Genomic DNA, 19,498 nt, shown 5'->3' with positions numbered 1-19,498 from the left:
CGCGATGGTGTAGGGCTGTTGCGCATATCAGATCGGGGCCGGGTGCCATAACGGGTTCGGACCTCGGACATCGCCTTGAAGAGAAAGGGATTGAACATATGGGAAAAGTAATCGGGATTGACCTCGGAACCACCAACTCGTGTGTGGCTATCATGGACGGCTCGCAGCCGAAGGTCATCGAAAACGCCGAAGGGGCGCGGACCACGCCCTCGATCGTCGCCTTCACCGAAGATGAGCGACTGGTCGGTCAGCCTGCAAAACGTCAGGCGGTCACCAACCCCGACAACACGATCTTTGGCGTCAAGCGTCTGATCGGTCGTCGCGTGGATGATGCAGAAGTCGAAAAAGACAAGAAAATGGTGCCGTACGCCATCGTTGATGGCGGCAATGGCGACGCGTGGGTTGAAGCCCGCGGTGAAAAGTACTCCCCAAGCCAGATCTCGGCCTTCACTCTGGGCAAGATGAAGGAAACCGCCGAGAGCTATCTGGGTGAGGAAGTCACGCAGGCGGTTATCACCGTTCCGGCATACTTTAACGACGCACAGCGCCAGGCTACCAAAGACGCTGGCAAAATCGCCGGTCTGGAAGTGCTGCGGATCATCAACGAACCGACAGCGGCTGCTCTGGCCTATGGTCTGGATAAAGAAGAGACCCAAACCATCGCGGTTTATGACCTTGGTGGTGGTACCTTCGACGTGACCATCTTGGAAATCGACGACGGCCTGTTCGAGGTGAAGTCGACCAATGGTGACACCTTCCTGGGTGGTGAAGACTTTGACATGCGCATCGTCAACTACTTGGCGGATGAGTTCAAAAAGGAACACGGTGTCGATCTGTCTGCCGACAAGATGGCCCTGCAGCGTTTGAAAGAAGCCGCTGAAAAAGCCAAGATCGAGCTGTCCTCGACCTCGCAGACCGAAATCAACCAGCCGTTCATCTCGATGGGTTCGAACGGTCAGCCGCTGCACATGGTCATGAAACTGACCCGTGCCAAGCTGGAATCGCTGGTTGGCGATCTGATCAAAAAGTCGATGAAGCCCTGTGCCGCTGCCCTGAAAGACGCGGGCCTGTCGGCTGGCGACGTGGATGAGGTTGTTCTGGTCGGTGGTATGACCCGGATGCCGAAAGTGATCGAAGAGGTCACCAAGTTCTTCGGCAAAGAGCCCCACAAAGGTGTGAACCCGGACGAAGTTGTTGCCATGGGCGCCGCCATTCAGGCCGGTGTTCTGCAGGGCGATGTCAAAGACGTGGTTCTGCTGGACGTGACCCCGCTGAGCTTGGGTATCGAAACGCTGGGTGGCGTGTTCACTCGCCTGATTGACCGCAACACGACCATCCCGACCAAAAAGTCTCAGGTCTTCTCGACCGCCGAAGACAACCAGAACGCCGTTACCATCCGCGTGTTCCAGGGTGAGCGGGAAATGGCCGCGGACAACAAGATCCTTGGTCAATTCAACCTCGAAGATATCCCGCCTGCACCGCGCGGTATGCCTCAGATCGAGGTGACTTTTGACATCGACGCCAACGGCATTGTCTCGGTTTCGGCCAAGGACAAAGGCACCGGCAAAGAGCAGAAGATCACCATCCAAGCATCGGGCGGTCTGTCCGACGAGGACATCGACAAGATGGTCAAGGACGCCGAAGAGAACGCGGAAGCCGACAAGGAACGCCGCGAGCTGGTCGACGCCAAGAACCAGGCGGAAAGCCTCATCCACTCGACCGAAAAGTCGATGGAAGAGCATGCCGACAAGGTCGACCCGACCACCATCGAAGCCATCGAGCTGGCGATTGCCGCGCTGAAGGACGAGCTGGAAACCGAAAATGCCGACAAGATCAAATCCGGCATCCAGAACGTCACCGAAGCAGCCATGAAGCTGGGTGAGGCGATCTACAAGGCGCAAGCCGAAGAGGGCGAGGATGAGCCTGCTGCAGCCGATGCCGCGCCGGGTGATGACGATATTGTCGACGCCGAGTTTGAAGATCTGGACGACGACAAACGTAAGTAACGGGTAACCGGGCCAATTTGGGCCGGTCCGGTTGCCGGGCCGGCCCGATTACGTTGAGGCAGAAGGAAATACTGATGTCAAAACGCGACTACTATGATGTGCTCGGTGTTACAAAGGGCGCATCGGCGGACGAGATCAAGAAGGGCTTTCGCAAGAAGGCCAAGGAATTGCATCCCGACCGCAACAAAGACAACCCGGATGCCGAGGCGCAGTTCAAGGAAGCGAACGAAGCCTACGACGTGCTGCGCGATGCCGATAAAAAGGCTGCTTATGACCGCTTTGGTCACGCTGCCTTTGAAAACGGCATGGGTGGCGGCGGCGGCCGTCCCGGTGGCGGCTTTGGGCAGGGCGATTTCTCCAGCGCATTCTCGGACGTGTTCGACGATTTGTTCGGCGATTTCATGGGCGGCCAGCGCGGTGGTGCTGGTGGCGGACGTCGCGCTGCGCGCGGGTCCGATCTGCGCTATAACCTGCGCGTGTTTTTGGAAGAAGCCTTCTCGGGCCTGCAAAAAACCATCAGTGTTCCTGCGGCCGTAGCCTGTTCCGCCTGTGACGGTACAGGCGCCGAAGGTGGCGTGGAGCCGACCACGTGCCCGACCTGTTCGGGTATGGGCAAAGTCCGCGCGCAACAGGGTTTCTTCACCGTTGAGCGCACCTGTCCGACTTGTTCGGGACTGGGTCAGATCATCAAGAACCCCTGCAAGTCCTGCAACGGTGCTGGCCGTGTTGAAAAAGAGCGTGCGCTGTCTGTGAACATCCCCGCCGGTGTTGAAACCGGCACTCGCATTCGTTTGGCGGGCGAGGGTGAAGCCGGGATGCGCGGTGGCCCTCCAGGCGATCTGTATATCTTTGTTGAAGTTTCCGACCACAAGCTGTTCGAACGTGACAGCGTGAACCTGTATTGCCGTGTGCCTGTCAGCATGGCCAAGGCAGCGCTGGGCGGATCGATTGAAGTTCCCACCATCGACGGTGGTCGTGGCCGTGTGCAGATTCCGGCAGGCAGCCAATCCGGTCGCCAGATGCGCCTGCGCGGTAAGGGTATGCCCGCTCTGCGCGGTGGTGGCGTCGGTGACATGTTCATCGAACTGGCCGTGGAAACCCCGGTCAATCTGACCAGCCGACAAAAGGAACTGCTGCGGGAATTCGACGATTTGGGTGAGGATAACCATCCGGAATCCAAAAGCTTTTTCTCGTCCGTCAAGTCGTTCTGGGACGGCATGAAGGGCTAGGTTTCCGCCACGGAGCATCAAAGAAAAGCCGGTCCAGTGAGGCCGGCTTTTGCGTTACATAAGTCCAGATTGATTGGTGCTTGCGCCAAAATTGGCCCTTGATTCCCCTGACAACCCCTGAGATTGTCCGCCCAACCGTTGGGGTGCCTCGATCAAGGGGCTGAGAGGCGTGAATGCGCTAACCCATCGAACCTGATCCGGGCAATACCGGCGTAGGGAACGGTCTAACATACACAGACGTTTTCCATGCTGCGTTGCCCATTGATGATGGAGCAACGATATGGCGCATATTGCCCTGACTATTGCGGGCTCGGACAGCGGCGGCGGGGCCGGGATACAGGCCGACCTCAAGGCGATGTCCGCTTTGGGCGTGTATGGTGCCAGTGTGATTACTGCGGTGACGGCGCAGAATACCCGGGCCGTGACTGCGGTGCATGGGATCCCGCTGGATGTGGTTACTGCCCAGATCGAAGCGGTTCTAACCGATCTGGATGTCGGCGCGATCAAGATCGGAATGCTGGCAACGCCGGAAATCATACAGACGGTTGCGGAGGCTATTACCGGGTTTGAAGGCCCCGTGGTGCTGGACCCGGTGATGGTTGCTAAATCCGGTGATGCTTTGTTGGCGCAAGACGCGGTGCAGACTTTGCGCGACGTCCTTCTGCCGCGCGCCACCTTGTTGACCCCGAACCTGCCTGAAGCCGCCTGTCTGTTGGGTGATGCCGAAGCTGCGACACCTGACCAGATGATCGCGCAGGGGCGGGCCTTGTGTTGGTCGGGCGCAGGTTCGGTTTTGATGAAAGGCGGGCATGGGCGCGGGGACGTCTGTCACGACCTGCTGGTTGATGCCTCGGGCCTGGTGGCCGAGTACACCGCCCCCCGACGCGAGACACGGAACACGCATGGCACAGGGTGCACCTTGTCGTCGTCGATTGCAGCGGGGCTGGCTCAGGGGCTTGGCCTGACCAACGCCGTTGCGCAATCGCATGAATACTTGCAGGGGGCGATCGCCTTGGCGGACGGTCTGATGATTGGGCAGGGTCACGGACCGGTGCATCACTTCCACCGGGTTTGGTCTGCATGACGGTCTGGTCGGTCATAGGGTCCGGCGTGGCTGGCTTGGCCGTTGCCAGCGAGCTTGTCTCGCGCGGTGCCAAGGTTGAGGTGTTTGATCCCGCTGGCCCTCCGGGGCCGCATGGGTGTTCGTGGTGGGCGGGCGGTATGCTGGCCCCGTGGTGTGAGTATGAAAACGCCGAGGAACCGGTTTTGCGGTTGGGTCAGATTGCGCAGGACTGGTGGGCAGCGCGCACTCGGGTAGAACAGCGAGGAACGCTGGTTGTAGCCAATCTGCGCGACTTGCCTGATCTGCGCCGATTTGCTCGTCGGACCGAGGGGTACAGTGAAGTCGAGCAATCCAATATCGCTGAATTAGAGCCTGATTTGCATGGATTCCCCAAAGGGCTACATTTTACGAAAGAAGCCCATCTGGACCCACGCCAAGCCTTGAGGGACCTTCATAGGCAACTGTTGGATCATGGTGTTGAATTCCACCTCAAGCTCGCCCCATCGCGGCTTGAAAATGCTATCGATTGCCGGGGTTTGCACGCTCGTGAGGTGCTGCACGATTTGCGGGGCGTAAAGGGTGAGATGTTGGTGATCCGTTGCCCGGACGTGACCCTTACACGACCCGTGCGTCTGCTGCACCCAAGAATGCCGCTTTACATCGTGCCACGCGGCGACAGTGTTTACATGCTGGGCGCCACGATGATCGAAAGCGAGGATAGCAGCCGCATCACTGCGCGCTCGATGCTGGAACTGCTCAGCGCGGCTTACGCGCTGAACCCCGCGTTCGGAGAGGCCGAGGTGCTCGAGATCGGCGTCGATCTGCGCCCGGCCTTTCCTGACAATCTGCCGCGTATTCGACGGCTGGGGCGCACGATCTATGCCAATGGCCTCTATCGCCATGGTTATCTGTTGGCCCCGGCGCTGGCGCAGGGCGTGGCGGATCTGGCGCTGAACAACAAACATTCGGAGATGGTCGATGAAGATCGTGCTTAATGGCGAACCGCGCGAGGTGCGCGCCGAAACCCTCTCGGACATCTTGGTCGAGTGCGGGTTTTCGGGGCGGGTGGCAACGGCCGTGAACGAGGACTTCGTGCCATCGGGTCTGCGCGTTGCTCACAGACTGGCCGACGGCGACCGGATTGAAATCGTCGCGCCGATGCAGGGGGGCTGAGGATGAAGGTTTTTTATGGCACCCGCTTGCCCAACCCGCTGATGCTGGGCACGGCGCAATATCCCAGCCCCGCGATTCTGGAGCAGGCGTTTCGCGACAGCGGCGCCGGGGTGGCCACGGTGTCGCTGCGGCGTGAATCCGGTGCTGGGCAGACCTTTTGGCAGATGATCCGAGACCTCGGCGTGCTGCTTTTGCCGAACACGGCTGGGTGTCACACGGTCAAAGAGGCTGTAACCACTGCCCACATGGCGCGGGAGGTGTTTGATACAAAGTGGATCAAGCTGGAACTGATCGGCCATACCGACAGCCTGCAGCCGGACGTGTTTCAACTGGTCGAGGCGGCGCGCATTCTGACCGAGGACGGGTTTCAGGTTTTCCCCTACACCACGGATGATCTGATCGTGGGCGAGCGGCTGCTAACTGCAGGGTGTGAGGTGTTGATGCCTTGGGGCGCACCGATTGGCTCGGGGCGGGGGTTGAACAACGAATATGCCTTGCGCGCGATGCGGGCTGAATTCCCGGACGTGCCTTTGGTAATCGACGCCGGGATTGGATTGCCCAGCCACGCTGCGCAAGCGATGGAGTTGGGATATGACGCGGTTCTGTTGAACACCGCTGTTGCGCGGGCCGGAGACCCCGCCACCATGGCCCGAGCCATGAAGCTCGCCATCGAGGCCGGACAATTGGCCCATCAGGCCGATCCGATCGAGGCGCGCGACATGGCAGAGCCGTCTACCCCCGTGATCGGAAAGGCGTTCTTGTCATGAAACTCGACCGGTTTTACCCGATCTTCGACCATTCGGACTGGTTGCGTCGAATGCTGCCCTTGGGTGTGAAACTTTTGCAGTTGCGGACCAAGGATCAGCCCGTCGCGGCGGTGCGCGAACAAATTACTTTGTCGCGTGACCTGTGCCGCCAACATGATGCCGTTCTCGTGGTCAACGACTATTGGCAACAGGCGATTGAAGCCGGGTGCGACTGGATTCACCTCGGGCAGGAGGATCTGGATGACGCCGATTTGAAAGCCATCCGTAAGGCGGGGCTGAAACTGGGCGTCTCGACCCACGACGATGATGAGTTGGAGCGGGTTCTGGCGATGGACCCGGACTATGTCGCTCTGGGGCCGGTCTATCCGACGATCCTGAAAAAGATGAAATGGGAACAACAGGGCTTGCCCCGTGTCACCGAATGGAAGGCGCGGGTGGGTGATATCCCTTTGGTCGGGATCGGCGGGATGAGCGTTGAACGCGCTCCGGGTGTGTTGCAGGCGGGGGCGGATATCGTCTCGGTCGTCACCGATATCACGCTGAATGCCGATCCAGAGACTCGTGTGCGCCAATGGATCGAGGTCACGCGATGAACCGCTATGCCCGCCAGATGATCCTGCCTGAGGTTGGGGCAGAGGGGCAGGCTCGTTTGTCCGCCGCGCGGGTTTTAGTGGTGGGCGCTGGCGGGCTGGCAGCACCGGTGTTGCCACAGTTGGCTGGAGCCGGGGTAGGGCAGCTGACCATCATGGACCGCGATGAGATCGCCTTTTCGAACCTGCACCGGCAGGTTTTGTTTTCTGAGTCGGACTGTGGACGCCCGAAGGTAGAGGTCGCGGCGGATCGTTGCCGGGACTTGAACCGTGAGGTCACTGTAGTCGCCGAAAAACAGGCTCTAACAAGCCAAAATGCGGCTGAATTTGTAGAACAGGCGGGCATGGTTCTGGACTGTGCCGACAGCTATTCGGCCAGCTATATCCTGTCAGACACCTGTCTTTCGCTTGGTAAGCCGCTGATTTCTGCATCCGTGCTGGGGCTTTCGGGTTATGTCGGTGGCTTTTGCGGTGGCGCACCTTCCCTTCGGGCCGTGTTCCCGGATGCGCCTGACAGTGGTGCGAGCTGTGCAACGGCTGGGGTGCTTGGCCCCGTCGTTGGGATCATCGGAGCGCTGCAGGCGCAGATGGCACTAAATCTGATCCTTGGCCTGCAACCTTCACCGCTGGGGCAAATGGTGCAGGTCGATGCGCGCTCGTTCCGTAGCACTACGTTCCGATTTGATGAAGCCCCGGAACCGATGCGGTATTTCCCGTTTGTTTCGGCCAACCAACTGACCGCAGACGATCTGATCATCGAATTGCGTAACACGGATGAGGCCCCCGACCCCGTCCACCCCGATGCCCGACGTGCAACAGTGGAGTCTCTGAAATCAGAGTCGACCAAAACGAAAAGACTGGCATTTTGTTGCGCAACGGGTTTGCGCGCGTGGCGGGCCGCTGAAGAATTACATCCGGATTGGTCCGGCGAGATCGTCCTCGTCGCGGCATCAACCTCGTGACCGAAAAGAAACCGTGAGACCATAAGAAGTTGATCACAGCTTTCGCTCTGCGTGTACTGATGCCGATTGACATGCCGAGTATGAGACGTTTCCCAAAGACGGCAACATAGTCGACAGACCAAAACGGGCACATGCTTGATTATCGTTCCCCCGCGCTGAGTAAAACTCGGGCGCGTTAACCTTTCAGAAACCGATTTTGCGTCAATCTGCTTGCATGACCAAGGACGCCTTTGCCGAAGCCCCGATGCTCTTCGAAAGCGATGAAGCCCCGGTGCAGCCGCTGCCGTCCGGGCGATTACCGTCTTACATCAAGGATCACCGCAAACGCCTGCGCGAGCGGTTCATGTCCGGCGGCTCGGCGGCGATGCCGGATTACGAACTGCTGGAGCTGGTCCTGTTCCGGTCCATACCCCGGCAAGATGTAAAACCACTGGCGCGGGCGCTAATGGATACGTTCGGCGATTTCAATCGGGTTCTAACCGCGCCCGAAGAGCGGCTGCGGCAGATCAAGGGCGTTGGTGATACGGTGATCACCGACCTGAAAATACTCGAGGCCTGCGCCCACCGCATGGCCCGCGCGCGGGTGATGCAGCGGCATGTAATCTCGGGTTGGGACGCGCTGCTGGACTATTGCCACACCACCATGGCCCATCGCGAGACCGAGCAGTTTCGGGTTTTTTATCTGGATCGTAAGAACGTGCTGATCGCGGATGAGGAACAGGCCAAAGGTACTGTGGACCACGTGCCGGTCTACCCACGTGAAGTTGCAAAACGGGCGCTGGAACTGAACGCTTCGGCTCTGATCCTGGTGCACAACCACCCATCAGGCGACCCGACCCCGTCCCAGTCGGATATCGATATGACCAACCGGATTCAGGATGCCTGTCTGGCGCTGGGCCTGACGCTGCACGATCATCTGATCATCGGCAAATCGAATGAGCTGAGCTTTCGGTCTCATGGCTATCTTTGAGAGTTACTTCACCCAGACTTCGACCCTGCGATTGACCTTGCGGCCCCACTCGGTGTCATCGCAGGCCATCGGCATGGCCTCGCCAAATCCATCGACCTCCAGTTCGATACTGTCCGGAATCGCGGTTTCAACTGCGGCCAGCACCGCATTACGTACTGTTTTCGCACGCAACAAAGAAATTCGCGCATTGGCGGTCGCGGCACCGTCGCCATCGCTGAACCCCACAAAGATCAGTTTGCGCACATCAAGCGTTCCGGCCTCTAGCTGCTGCGCCAGGTGTTGGATATTCGACCGGGATTGTGCATCGGGGCGTGAGGATCCTGCCTCGAACCGGAAAGAAAGAGCCAGCCGGGCCAAAGGCCGCAATGTAGTGACCATGCGCTGCAACTCTTCCAAACCAACTTCGGACGCACCTGAGGCGACGGCATTGGCAAACCGGTTTCCCTGAAGATCGATAGGCAGAGTCTCGGGTGCCTGATCGACAAAGCCCGCGTTACGGATCACCATCTGCGCCTCGGCACTTTGGGTATAGGCCAGAAACTGACGGGCAATGCGGGGCAATCGACGTTCCGGCAGGTACAGGAACATGGGCGACGTCAGCGGATAATCCTCGGTTTTGATCGTTTGACGGTTGGCCATTAGCGCGTGACCGCATCCACCGGCTAGAGGTAGCGCGCGGGCCACATCGGCCTCTGCCTGACTGGAAATACCAATAGCAAAGGGGTCATCAGCTACCGCACGGCCCAGATCGCTGCTGCGCGTGTGTCGGAGTACGGATTCAGATAGCTTGGCCTTTGCGGGGGCCAGCAATCGATCTTCGACCCCTTGCGCCAGCCCGGACCCGGTATCGGGCAGATGCACAGAAATCGGCGCATCCGGGCCACCCAGGGCGGACCAGTTATCGATCTCACCTGAAAAAACCAACGCCAGATCGGACAGAGAAATGTACGGCACCGGGTTTTTGGGCGCAACGATGGGGACCAACGCATCCAGCGCCACAACCCGTGACCGGCGCGCATGGGTCAGGTCGCCCAACCCGGCGGCTTCGGCAGTCTCTTGCTCTTGTGGGCGGATTTCGCGCAAGGCCATCGCGATGTCGGCTTGATCCGCGATCAGATCGGAAAAACCACTACTTGTGTTGCCGATCTCAAAGTAGAACCGCCCGAGAGGAGCCGTGCGCCCGTTTTGGTGCAGTTCATAAACCAGACCTGTGCTGTCAAGCGCACGGTGAGTAACTAACAATGCTTGTTGTTCGGCAAAGCCCATCAACAAGGCGGGCAGAACTTTCTCGGCCATGACGGACGAGCCAGAGAACCTCAGTTCTGCTACGAAATCGGTCAGGTTAGGGCAGGCGGGCCCGTCGCACGTGACCCCGGAGCCGTCGACCGTCAGTTCTCCGAATTTGGTATCGACGCGGTAGAACTCACCATCGAATCCCAGAAGGGTTCCGGTTACTTCGACCTTGCCGTCATGCGAGGTGAGCGTGAGATCCTGTGCCAGAACGGCAGAGGTTATAGCTGCCGAAAACAGTGCAGCTGCCGCCACACGAAGAAATGTCATTGGAAGTTCGAGCCTGCCTGCGGTTTTAGTTTGCCGCGATTGTCAGGTTTTGAAGCAGATTATTCAACACCAGAAACTCACCGGTTTTGGAACAATCCGGAAAGCTGAGTGTCAGATCGCGCGACCGAAGGGTCCGGTCGGCGTGCAATTCCATAGATTGTACGCTCAGGTCCTGGCCGCAATTGGCTTCGGTTACCTCGGCCTCGACGGTTAATGCGATCGAACCCGATTGGTGCGATCGCGCCGCGGGGAAGGAATAGATTTCAACGTTGCGGGAATCGCTGAACGAAGACTCGGCCAGATGCATGACTTGGCCTGTGCCTTCTGTGCCCGAACCGGCTGAAACATGGCCCGCATCGCCATAGCTCGCGCCAAACTCCAACGCGTGGATCTGCAGATCAGTCTCACCCTTCCATTGCAGGGCAACGCGCGAATATTGGCCGATGTCGGGAATGTGAGTGGTGGCTACGGTCCCCTTCTGATCGTCAAGAGAGATCAGAAAGATCGCGTATTCCGACAAGGCCGGTATGGTCAGATCCAATGTGCCATTTGCGTCTGTTTCCTGCGTGACGGTCAGGCCGCTGTGATGCACCTCAATCCGTTCATTGCTATGGCAGGGGGCTTTGACGATCAGGCGAGCTGCCGCACCAGGTACGGCACGTGCCCGGGCGCTAAGGCCACAGTTGGCTCGATCAGAGGGGGCTGACCAGCTGGGGTTGAGTGTCCGTTGCGCCGAAGTGGTAGCTTGGTCTGTTTCCGGGGCAGGAGACGAGGAGGTCAGGACGATGTCCTCCAGCCCGGAAAACACGGCGGTTTGCTCAGTTGACGCAACTTCAAGATCCTGCGAACTGTTTGGTTCCGCAGGGTTTCCATTTTGCATCAGGTAACCGATAGCAAGGGCACATGCGACTGTACCGCCGGTGGTTACGTAGTTTCTAATTACAAACATGACACCCTCCCCAGTTGAAGGAGCGAGTCGCACATTGGTCACGAATCACGGCCAATATGTGGCCGTGACGGGGACTCAATGTGTCTTGATCGCCATTACGTTAGGTCAAGCGACCGTGGCAATGTTTGAACTTTTTGCCTGACCCGCAGGGGCACCGGTCATTGCGCGACGGGTTGCCCCAGGTGCTGGGGTCGTTCTCGTCAAAGCCGGGAAGAGGATCGCCCGAGGCTTCGGCTTCTGCTACCGCTTCGGCGCGGTCAGTGGCCTGATCGACGGATTTCTGAGCCTGAGCCTGCTGGGCAGCCATCTGCTCCAGCATTTCCTTTTGCTCTTCTTCCGTCAGCGGGCGCACACGGGACAATTGCTGTGTCACGGTTTCGCGCAAGGAATCGAGCATGCTTTCGAAAAGCTGGAAGCTCTCGTTCTTGTACTCGTTCAGCGGATCACGCTGGGCGTAACCGCGGAAACCTACGACCGAGCGAAGATGTTCCAGCGTCAGCAGGTGCTCGCGCCATTTGCTGTCGATGGTCTGCAGCAGTACCTGCTTTTCGATGTTGCGCATGTTTTCAGGACCGAAGGCAGCGGCCTTCTGCGCCATCATCTCGTCAGCGGATTTGATCAGGCGCTCGCGCACCTGCTCATCGTCCACGCCTTCTTCGGCGGCCCAGTCCTGAACCGGCGCGTCGATGGTCAGCTTGTCCTTGATCGCCTCGTGCAGGCCATCCGTGTCCCACTGATCGGCATAGGATTTCGGCGGCATGTATTCGTCGATCAGGTCGTCGATCACCTGTTCACGCATGTCCGAGACGACCTCAGACAGGTCATCCGAGGACATGATCTCGCGACGTTGGCTGAAGACCACTTTTCGCTGGTCGTTCATCACGTCGTCGAATTTCAGAACATTCTTGCGCATGTCAAAGTTGCGGCCTTCGACCTTGGACTGCGCCCGTTCCAGCGACTTGTTCACCCAGGGGTGGATGATGGCCTCGCCCTCTTTCATACCCAGCGTGGTCAGCACCTTGTCCAGACGTTCTGAGCCAAAGATGCGCATCAGATCGTCTTCGAGGCTCAGGTAGAACACCGTGCGGCCCGGGTCACCCTGACGACCAGACCGACCGCGCAGCTGGTTGTCGATCCGGCGGCTTTCATGGCGTTCGGACGCCATCACATACAGACCACCGGCGGCCAGAACCTTTTCTTTTTCTTCCGCATGGCGGGCCTCTTCGGCGGCGCGCAACTGGGCCGGATCGGCCTCGGGGTTATCGGCCAGAGCCTTCAGCACCTTCATTTCCACATTGCCGCCCAGCTGAATGTCGGTGCCGCGACCAGCCATGTTGGTGGCAATGGTCACCGCGCCCAGACGACCGGCATCAGCGACGATCTGCGCCTCTTGCTCGTGTTGGCGGGCGTTCAGAACGTTGTGCTGGATGCCTTCTTTTTGCAGCAACTGGCTCAGCAGTTCGGATTTCTCGATCGATGTGGTGCCCAACAGGACCGGTTGGCCTTTCTCCTGCGCCTCTTTGGTTTGTTCGATCATCGCGCCGTATTTCTCGGCAGCGGTGCGATAGACCTGGTCGTCCTCGTCCACACGGGCGATCGGCTTGTTGGTCGGAACCTCGACCACGCCAAGGCCATAAATTTCGGCAAATTCCTCGGCTTCGGTCAGTGCGGTGCCGGTCATGCCTCCCAACTTGTCATAGAGGCGGAAATAGTTCTGGAAGGTCACACTAGCCAGCGTCACGTTTTCTGGCTGGATCGGAACACCTTCCTTGGCTTCGATGGCTTGATGCAGACCTTCGGACAAACGACGGCCCGGCATCATACGACCGGTGAATTCGTCGATCAGAACGACGTTGTTGTCACGCACGATATAGTCCTTGTCGCGCTGGAACAGCTTGTGCGCGCGCAGGCCCTGGTTCACGTGGTGAACAACCGTGGTGCTTTCGGGATCGTAGAGCGAATGGCCTTCGGGGATCAGGCCGACGGCGATCAACTGCTGCTCGAGAAACTCGTTGCCCTCGTCGGTGAAGGTCACGTTGCGGGATTTCTCATCTAGCGTGAAGTGATCATCGCTCAGCGACGGGATCAGCGCGTCGATGGCAGTATACAGGTCCGAGCGGTCCTGCGACGGACCCGAGATGATAAGCGGTGTCCGCGCCTCGTCGATCAGGATCGAGTCGACCTCGTCCACAATCGCGAAATTGTGGTATTTCTGGTAAATCTCGGCCAGATCGGCCTTCATGTTGTCGCGCAGATAGTCAAAACCCAACTCATTGTTGGTAGCATAGGTGATGTCACAGGCGTAGGCGGCTTTTTTCTCGGCATCGGGCTGACCCGCCCAGATCACGCCGGTGGTCATGCCCACGGCCGCAAACACCTTGCCCATCCATTCCGAGTCCCGCTTGGCCAGGTATTCGTTCACAGTGACCACATGCACACCCTTGCCGGTCAGCGCGTTCAGATAGGCGGGGAAGGTAGCGACCAGCGTCTTGCCTTCACCCGTTTTCATCTCTGAGATGTTGCCCTGATGCAGGAAGGCACCACCCATCAACTGTACGTCAAAGGCACGCAGACCCAGCGCACGCTTGGCGCCTTCGCGGACGTTGGCAAAGGCCTCGGGCAGCAGATTGTCCAGGCTTTCGCCATTCAGCGCGCGTTTGCGCAGTTCCTCGGTCTTTTCGATCAGGCCTTCGTCGGACAGTTTCTCGAACTCGGGTTCCAGCGCGTTGATCTTTTCGATCAGCGGGCGGGTCGCCTTGATCTTGCGGTCGTTCGGTGTTCCGAACACCTTTTTGGCGAGCGTTCCGAGTCCCAGCATGTTCACTCCAGCGGATCTGTTCTTGTCTTGGTTGCGACAGGCTTGCCCACCTTGCGCGCAACCCATAGATACGGGGGGTGAAAGGCGGCCCTGTCCAAGGCTTCAAAGCGATGTAAGCGGCAGGTTCCAGAGTGTCAACGCTGCGCCCTGTCGCGGCAAAGAAATAGGATAAATCCATGCCCAAAGGCCTCACTTTTCTGCCATCTCTGGCACTTGCTGCCGTGATGGCTCTGCCATTGGCCGCCGAAACAAAGCCCGATGCCGCAACCGTTGTGGCGCGTGTGAACGGGGATGAAATCACATTGGGTCACATCATCGCCACCGCCGCTGCGCTGCCCGAGCAATTCCAGCAAGTCGAAGATGACGTGCTGTATGACCTGATTATTGACCAACTTATTCAACAGGCGCTTCTGGGTCAGCAGCAGGACGCACTGTCCAAGCTGAATTCGCTGGCATTGGAGAATGAGACGCGTTCGTTGCTGGCGGTTCAGACGGCAAATGCGCTGCTTGAGGCAGAGTTGACGGACGAGGCGATCCAGGCTGCTTATGATGCGCAATACGCCGATTTCCAAGGCGCGGATGAGTACAACGCCAGCCACATCCTTGTGAAAACCGAAGAAGAGGCCAAAGAGATCAAGGCGCAGCTGGACGACGGTGCCGATTTCGCAGAACTGGCGAAAGAGAAATCCACTGGACCGTCAGGCCCCAACGGTGGTGAACTGGGCTGGTTCGGGTCGGGTCAGATGGTGCCTGCATTCGAAGCCGCTGTGATCAGCCTGGAAAAAGGGCAAATGTCCGAGCCTGTGAAAACCCAGTTCGGCTGGCACGTTGTCACCCTGAACGACAAGCGCAAATCCGAAGCGCCCGAACTGGATCAGGTGCGCGCTGAACTGACTCAGGCCCTGCAGCAAGAGGTCATTCAGGCCCGTATCGACGAACTGACCCAGCAGGCCGAGATCGAACGTCCGGCGCTGGAAGGCGTTGGTCCCGAAGTTCTGCGTCAGACAGACCTGATTCAGGAGTAAAAGCCCGTGGCCACGATCACCAAGGTCTCGCCGCTGGCTCCGGCGGCTTTCCCCGAATTGCCTGCAATTGACGGTGTGCGTTTCGCCACCGTCGAAGCCGGCGTGCGCTATCAGGGCCGTACAGACGTCATGCTGACTGTCCTCGATCCGGGCACGTCGGTGGCCGGAGTGTTCACCCGATCGGCCACGCGCGCCGCCCCGGTGCTGGATTGTCAGGACAAGATTGGCGGTGCCAGTGATGGCCCGGCGGCGATTTTGGTGAACTCGGGCAATGCAAACGCTTTCACCGGGCACTATGGTCAGACCTCGGTGGCAGAAGTGACGCAGGCCGTCTCCAAAACCACCGGCGTTCCGGTTGAACGGGTCTTTACCTCGTCCACCGGCGTGATTGGCGAACCGCTGCCCCATGACCGTATCGTATCGCAGCTTGAAGCGCTGAAATCGGGACTCAGCCGCCACGCCATCGAAGACGCCGCGCGGGCGATCATGACCACGGACACCTTCCCGAAAGGCGCAAGCGCGCAGGTCGAGATTGATGGCAAAACAGTCTCTATTGCAGGGATTGCCAAGGGATCGGGTATGATCGCGCCGGATATGGCGACGATGCTGGTCTATATCTTCACCGATGCGCAGATTGAACAATCAGCGTTGCAGGCGATGTTGGGCGCGCAGACCGACCGCACGTTCAACTGTATCACTGTGGACAGCGACACTTCGACCTCGGACAGCCTGTTGCTGTGCGCGACCGGTGCGTCGGGTGTGGATGCCACCGACAATTCGGCTTTTGCCGAAGCGTTGGAAACCGTGATGCTGAACCTTGCGCAGCAAGTGGTGCGCGACGGAGAAGGCGCCACGAAATTCGTTGAAATCCGCGTGACCGGAGCGGCCTCGGACGCCGATGCCAAGGTGCACGGTCTGGCGATTGCGAACTCGCCGCTGGTGAAAACCGCGATCGCCGGTGAAGACCCGAACTGGGGCCGTGTAGTCATGGCCATCGGCAAATCCGGTGCGGCGGCGGACCGCGACCTGCTGAGCATTTCCTTCGGTGATATTCTGGTGGCCGAAAAAGGCTGGGTCAGTCCCGATTACCGCGAGGAAGACGCTGCCGCCTATATGAAAGGTCAGGATCTGGTGATTGCCGTCGATCTGGGTCTGGGCGAGGGGAAATCCACCGTTTGGACCTGCGATCTGACCCATGGCTATATCGAGATCAACGCGGATTATCGCTCGTGAAAACTGTCTTAGTTTCTGCTGTCGCCCTGATCGACATCGAGGGCCGGGTGCTGCTGGCGCAGCGCCCCGAGGGCAAGTCCATGGCCGGTTTGTGGGAATTCCCCGGCGGCAAGATCGAACCCGGCGAAACCCCCGAGGCCGCTCTGATCCGCGAATTGCACGAGGAACTGGGCATCGACACCTGGGCCTCGTGCCTTGCGCCGCTGACCTTTGCCAGTCACAGCTATGATGACTTTCACCTGCTGATGCCACTGTTTGCCTGCCGCAAGTGGGAGGGGATTCCGCAGTCCAAGGAAGGACAGGCTCTGAAATGGGTGCGGGCGAACGATCTGAGGAATTATCCGATGCCCGCAGCGGACGTGCCGCTGATACCTATCCTGCGGGATTGGTTGTAGCGCGAAATGCCGAGGTTACTTGTTGGCTATCTTATCAGTTCGGACCCGCACGTTTGGCTGAATACACTAACCAAGGTCAGCGGGCAAAGCCCGCGATCTTCTCCAGGTAGACAGCAGGAGCGTCTGCAAAGACCTCTTTGAGATCATCCTCGGCCGGGCCATAGACGGCTATGCTCTCGACAGTGAAAGTAGCAAAAAAATCGTCCGCGAAATTGGAACCAAAGTTTCCCATATGAACCATTGCCGCCGCATTATTGGCGTAACGTTCGTAGATATGTACCGCGTCCCCGGACCGCATATATTCATAGATCAAAGCATCGGGTTCATTGGTCATCGTTGCATCTGACATCCGCGTCAATAGCGGCACAACATTGTCCTCCATACCCTCGTTGATGGACATGACAATGCTCCAATGGACGTCGTCGGAACTCTGATCTTCCGCCAATGCGCCGGTTGATGCAAAAGCCAGTAGTGCCGTTGTGAAAATAAGTTTCATAACACTCTCCCAAAGAAAATAAGGTTTAGGATCGCATTGGGGTGCCCTTACGTCAACTTTTCTGCTTCCCGATCCATTCTCGTTAAAAGCACATCAGGCAACATAGGCGCCTCTTCTGCCCCTGTTACAATTCGTAAGAATTGAGAAAACATCAGGCAAAAGTTGACGCTGATCGTGCCACTGTCCCTTAAACGGGGCATTGGTGTCCGGGTTTATGCTCGGACCTGCCATTTCCGGCCCGGGGAGGGGTCGGATGGGGAGGAGAGAGAGATTGGCTCAGACGCAGTCGGGCGCGGACGGGATGGCCTCCCTTCCGGCGCTGCTACATCGTAATGCGACACAGTTCGGGGACGCCCCGGCCTATCGGGAAAAGGAATTTGGCATCTGGCAATGCTGGACCTGGGCGGAAACGGCCAGGGAGATTCGGGCAATTGCGCTTGGTTTTCTGGAGATTGGCGTTGAAAAGGGTGACCATATTGCCGTGATCGGTCGCAACCGTCCGGCGCATTACTGGTCGATGGTGGCCGCGCAGATGGTGGGCGCGGTGCCGGTGCCTTTGTATCAGGATTCCGTGGCCGAAGAGATGGCCTATGTTCTGGAACACTGTGGCGCAAAATACGTGGTCTGCGGTGATCAGGAGCAGGTCGACAAGGTCATTGAGATTCAGGAAAACCTGCATCAGGTCAAACACATCCTCTATACCGACAAGCGTGGGATGCGGAAATACGACCATTCCCAGATGAACGCGCTTGACGACATCATGGCCGAAGGAAGCGCGGGTCACGCGCGCTTCGACGCGGAACTGGACAAGCGGACTGCAGCGATCACCTATGACGATACCTGCGTGATGCTATATACCTCGGGTACAACGGGCAAGCCCAAAGGTGTTGTGCTGTCGAACCGCAACGTAATCGAAAGCGCCAAAAACTCGGCCGAGTTCGATCACCTGACCCGGAACGAGGACATCCTGTCTTACCTGCCGATGGCATGGGTCGGCGACTTCATCTTTTCCATCGGTCAGGCTTATTGGTGCGGTTTCTGCGTGAACTGTCCTGAAAGCGCTGACACGATGATGACTGACCTGCGTGAGATCGGGCCAACCTATTTCTTCGCCCCGCCGCGCGTGTTCGAGACTCAGCTGACCAACGTGATGATCCGGATGGAGGATGCGGGCAAGCTGAAGCAGCGCATGTTCCACCATTTCATGGCGCACGCCAAGAAAGTCGGGGGTCTGTTGCTGGATGGAAAGCCTGTGGGTTTTGGTGACCGCCTGAAATACGCGCTGGGCAATCTGCTGGTCTACGGGCCGCTGAAGGATACACTGGGTTATGGCCGGTTCCGTGTGGGATATACGGCCGGTGAGGCGATCGGGCCGGAGATTTTCGATTTCTACCGCTCGCTTGGCATCAACCTGAAACAGCTCTACGGCCAGACCGAGGCGACTGTGTTCATCACCGTCCAGCCGGATGGTGAGGTGCGCGCGGATACGGTGGGTGTACCAGCCCCGGCGGTTGAGTTGAAGATCGACGACAATGGTGAGATCCACTACCGCTCGCCCGGTGTGTTCGTCGAGTATTACAACAATCCGGATTCAACCGCCTCGACCAAAGATGCCGAGGGCTGGGTGGCCACCGGTGATGCCGGGTTCATCGAAGAGAATTCGGGTCATCTGCGGATTATCGACCGCGCCAAGGACGTGGGCAAAATGGCCGATGGGTCAATGTTCGCGCCGAAATATGTTGAGAACAAGCTGAAGTTCTATCCCGACATTTTGGAAGTTGTGCTGTTTGGCAATGGCCGGGATCAATGCGTGGCCTTCATCAATATCGACCTGACCGCAGTGGGTAACTGGGCGGAACGCAACAACGTGGCTTATGCGTCTTACCAAGAGTTGGCGGGCCATCCGCGTGTGTTAGAGACGATTCGCAGCCATGTGGAAGAGGTGAACAAGTCCGTCGCTGCCGATGAAATGCTGTCGGGCTGCCAGGTGCATCGCTTTGTGGTGCTGCACAAGGAACTGGACGCGGATGACGGCGAGATGACGCGGACGCGGAAGGTGCGGCGCGGGTTCGTCGAGGAGAAGTTCAGCGACATTATCGCAGCGCTGTATGACGGATCCGAAACGGTCTCGACCACAACCGAGGTGACTTATGAGGACGGTCGCAAGGGGTCGATCTCAGCGACATTGCAGATTGTGGATGCGCCGGTTGTGCCGGTCGCGCAGCACAAGGTGGCTGCGGAATGAGGGCCGGTCATGCGCCG

17 protein-coding genes and 1 riboswitch are annotated in these 19,498 nt (G+C 58.6%); of the genes, 13 read left to right on the top strand and 4 right to left on the bottom strand.

The window, feature by feature from the left end:
• Nucleotides 1-98: 98 nt before the first annotated feature.
• The 9 genes from dnaK to radC all read left to right on the top strand — a co-directional run bounded on the left by dnaK (nucleotide 99) and on the right by radC (nucleotide 8,760).
• Nucleotides 99-2,006 (top strand): molecular chaperone DnaK, encoded by a 1,908-nt coding sequence (gene dnaK / locus GOW98_RS17165; protein ID WP_170334229.1) that lies wholly within the window; start codon nucleotides 99-101, stop codon nucleotides 2,004-2,006.
• A gap of 74 nt (nucleotides 2,007-2,080) precedes the next feature.
• Complete coding sequence (gene dnaJ / locus GOW98_RS17160) at nucleotides 2,081-3,235, top strand: molecular chaperone DnaJ (protein ID WP_170334226.1); 1,155 nt, start codon at nucleotides 2,081-2,083, stop codon at nucleotides 3,233-3,235.
• A 129-nt stretch (nucleotides 3,236-3,364) separates the two neighbouring features.
• Nucleotides 3,365-3,471: riboswitch (TPP riboswitch) on the top strand.
• A gap of 44 nt (nucleotides 3,472-3,515) precedes the next feature.
• The gene (gene thiD / locus GOW98_RS17155; RefSeq protein ID WP_170334224.1) at nucleotides 3,516-4,319 is read left to right on the top strand and encodes a bifunctional hydroxymethylpyrimidine kinase/phosphomethylpyrimidine kinase; all 804 of its coding nucleotides are present in this window, start codon (nucleotides 3,516-3,518) and stop codon (nucleotides 4,317-4,319) included.
• A complete protein-coding gene (locus tag GOW98_RS17150) occupies nucleotides 4,316-5,293 on the top strand; it encodes an FAD-dependent oxidoreductase (RefSeq protein WP_170334222.1) in 978 nt (325 codons plus the stop codon). Before thiD ends, GOW98_RS17150 begins: the two co-directional genes overlap by 4 nt.
• Nucleotides 5,277-5,471 carry a sulfur carrier protein ThiS gene (gene thiS / locus GOW98_RS17145; RefSeq protein ID WP_170334221.1) on the top strand — a complete coding sequence of 65 codons (195 nt, stop codon included), beginning with the start codon at nucleotides 5,277-5,279 and terminating at the stop codon, nucleotides 5,469-5,471. Before GOW98_RS17150 ends, thiS begins: the two co-directional genes overlap by 17 nt.
• A 2-nt stretch (nucleotides 5,472-5,473) precedes the next feature.
• Entirely contained in the window at nucleotides 5,474-6,238 is a 765-nt protein-coding gene (locus GOW98_RS17140) for a thiazole synthase (protein WP_170334219.1), read from the top strand.
• Nucleotides 6,235-6,831 carry a thiamine phosphate synthase gene (locus GOW98_RS17135; RefSeq protein ID WP_170334217.1) on the top strand — a complete coding sequence of 199 codons (597 nt, stop codon included), beginning with the start codon at nucleotides 6,235-6,237 and terminating at the stop codon, nucleotides 6,829-6,831. Before GOW98_RS17140 ends, GOW98_RS17135 begins: the two co-directional genes overlap by 4 nt.
• Nucleotides 6,828-7,790, top strand: a complete 963-nt coding sequence (locus tag GOW98_RS17130; RefSeq protein ID WP_170334215.1) for a HesA/MoeB/ThiF family protein — start codon at nucleotides 6,828-6,830, stop codon at nucleotides 7,788-7,790. The genes GOW98_RS17135 and GOW98_RS17130 overlap by 4 nt, the downstream gene beginning before the upstream one ends.
• Before the next feature lie 214 nt (nucleotides 7,791-8,004).
• A complete protein-coding gene (gene radC / locus GOW98_RS17125; protein ID WP_170334213.1) occupies nucleotides 8,005-8,760 on the top strand; it encodes a RadC family protein in 756 nt (251 codons plus the stop codon).
• Nucleotides 8,761-8,763: 3 nt separating this feature from the next.
• Here the strand turns inward: radC and GOW98_RS17120 are convergent, their stop codons facing one another.
• From GOW98_RS17120 to secA, 3 genes are all read right to left on the bottom strand, one after another.
• Entirely contained in the window at nucleotides 8,764-10,320 is a 1,557-nt protein-coding gene (locus GOW98_RS17120) for a phosphate ABC transporter substrate-binding/OmpA family protein (RefSeq protein ID WP_170334211.1), read from the bottom strand.
• 25 nt (nucleotides 10,321-10,345) lie between these two features.
• Nucleotides 10,346-11,269: a hypothetical protein gene (locus GOW98_RS17115; protein ID WP_170334209.1), complete on the bottom strand. Its 924-nt coding sequence runs from the start codon at nucleotides 11,267-11,269 to the stop codon at nucleotides 10,346-10,348.
• A gap of 100 nt (nucleotides 11,270-11,369) precedes the next feature.
• Nucleotides 11,370-14,087, bottom strand: a complete 2,718-nt coding sequence (gene secA, locus GOW98_RS17110) for a preprotein translocase subunit SecA (protein WP_170334207.1) — start codon at nucleotides 14,085-14,087, stop codon at nucleotides 11,370-11,372.
• Nucleotides 14,088-14,263: 176 nt separating this feature from the next.
• Here secA and GOW98_RS17105 point away from each other — a divergent pair, with 176 nt between their 5' ends.
• Genes GOW98_RS17105 through mutT form a run of 3 tightly spaced genes read left to right on the top strand, consistent with a single transcriptional unit; the run spans nucleotide 14,264 to nucleotide 16,740 of the window.
• Nucleotides 14,264-15,112 (top strand): peptidylprolyl isomerase, encoded by an 849-nt coding sequence (locus tag GOW98_RS17105; RefSeq protein WP_170334205.1) that lies wholly within the window; start codon nucleotides 14,264-14,266, stop codon nucleotides 15,110-15,112.
• A 6-nt stretch (nucleotides 15,113-15,118) separates the two neighbouring features.
• On the top strand, nucleotides 15,119-16,345 hold the full coding sequence (argJ, locus tag GOW98_RS17100) for a bifunctional glutamate N-acetyltransferase/amino-acid acetyltransferase ArgJ (protein ID WP_170334203.1): 1,227 nt from the start codon (nucleotides 15,119-15,121) through the stop codon (nucleotides 16,343-16,345).
• A complete protein-coding gene (mutT, locus tag GOW98_RS17095) occupies nucleotides 16,342-16,740 on the top strand; it encodes an 8-oxo-dGTP diphosphatase MutT (protein WP_170334201.1) in 399 nt (132 codons plus the stop codon). Before argJ ends, mutT begins: the two co-directional genes overlap by 4 nt.
• 76 nt (nucleotides 16,741-16,816) lie before the next feature.
• Here the strand turns inward: mutT and GOW98_RS17090 are convergent, their stop codons facing one another.
• The gene (locus tag GOW98_RS17090; RefSeq protein ID WP_170334199.1) at nucleotides 16,817-17,236 is read right to left on the bottom strand and encodes an antibiotic biosynthesis monooxygenase; all 420 of its coding nucleotides are present in this window, start codon (nucleotides 17,234-17,236) and stop codon (nucleotides 16,817-16,819) included.
• Between the two features lie 301 nt (nucleotides 17,237-17,537).
• Between GOW98_RS17090 and GOW98_RS17085 the strand changes: the two genes are divergently transcribed.
• A complete protein-coding gene (locus tag GOW98_RS17085) occupies nucleotides 17,538-19,481 on the top strand; it encodes an AMP-binding protein (RefSeq protein ID WP_170334495.1) in 1,944 nt (647 codons plus the stop codon).
• Nucleotides 19,482-19,498 lie beyond the last annotated feature (17 nt).

It is taken from the genome of Ruegeria arenilitoris, from assembly GCF_013032445.1.
Lineage (GTDB): Bacteria > Pseudomonadota > Alphaproteobacteria > Rhodobacterales > Rhodobacteraceae > Ruegeria > Ruegeria arenilitoris_F.
The sequence above is the reverse complement of the archived record's forward strand: the minus strand, read 5'-3'. Positions and strand labels throughout refer to the sequence as shown.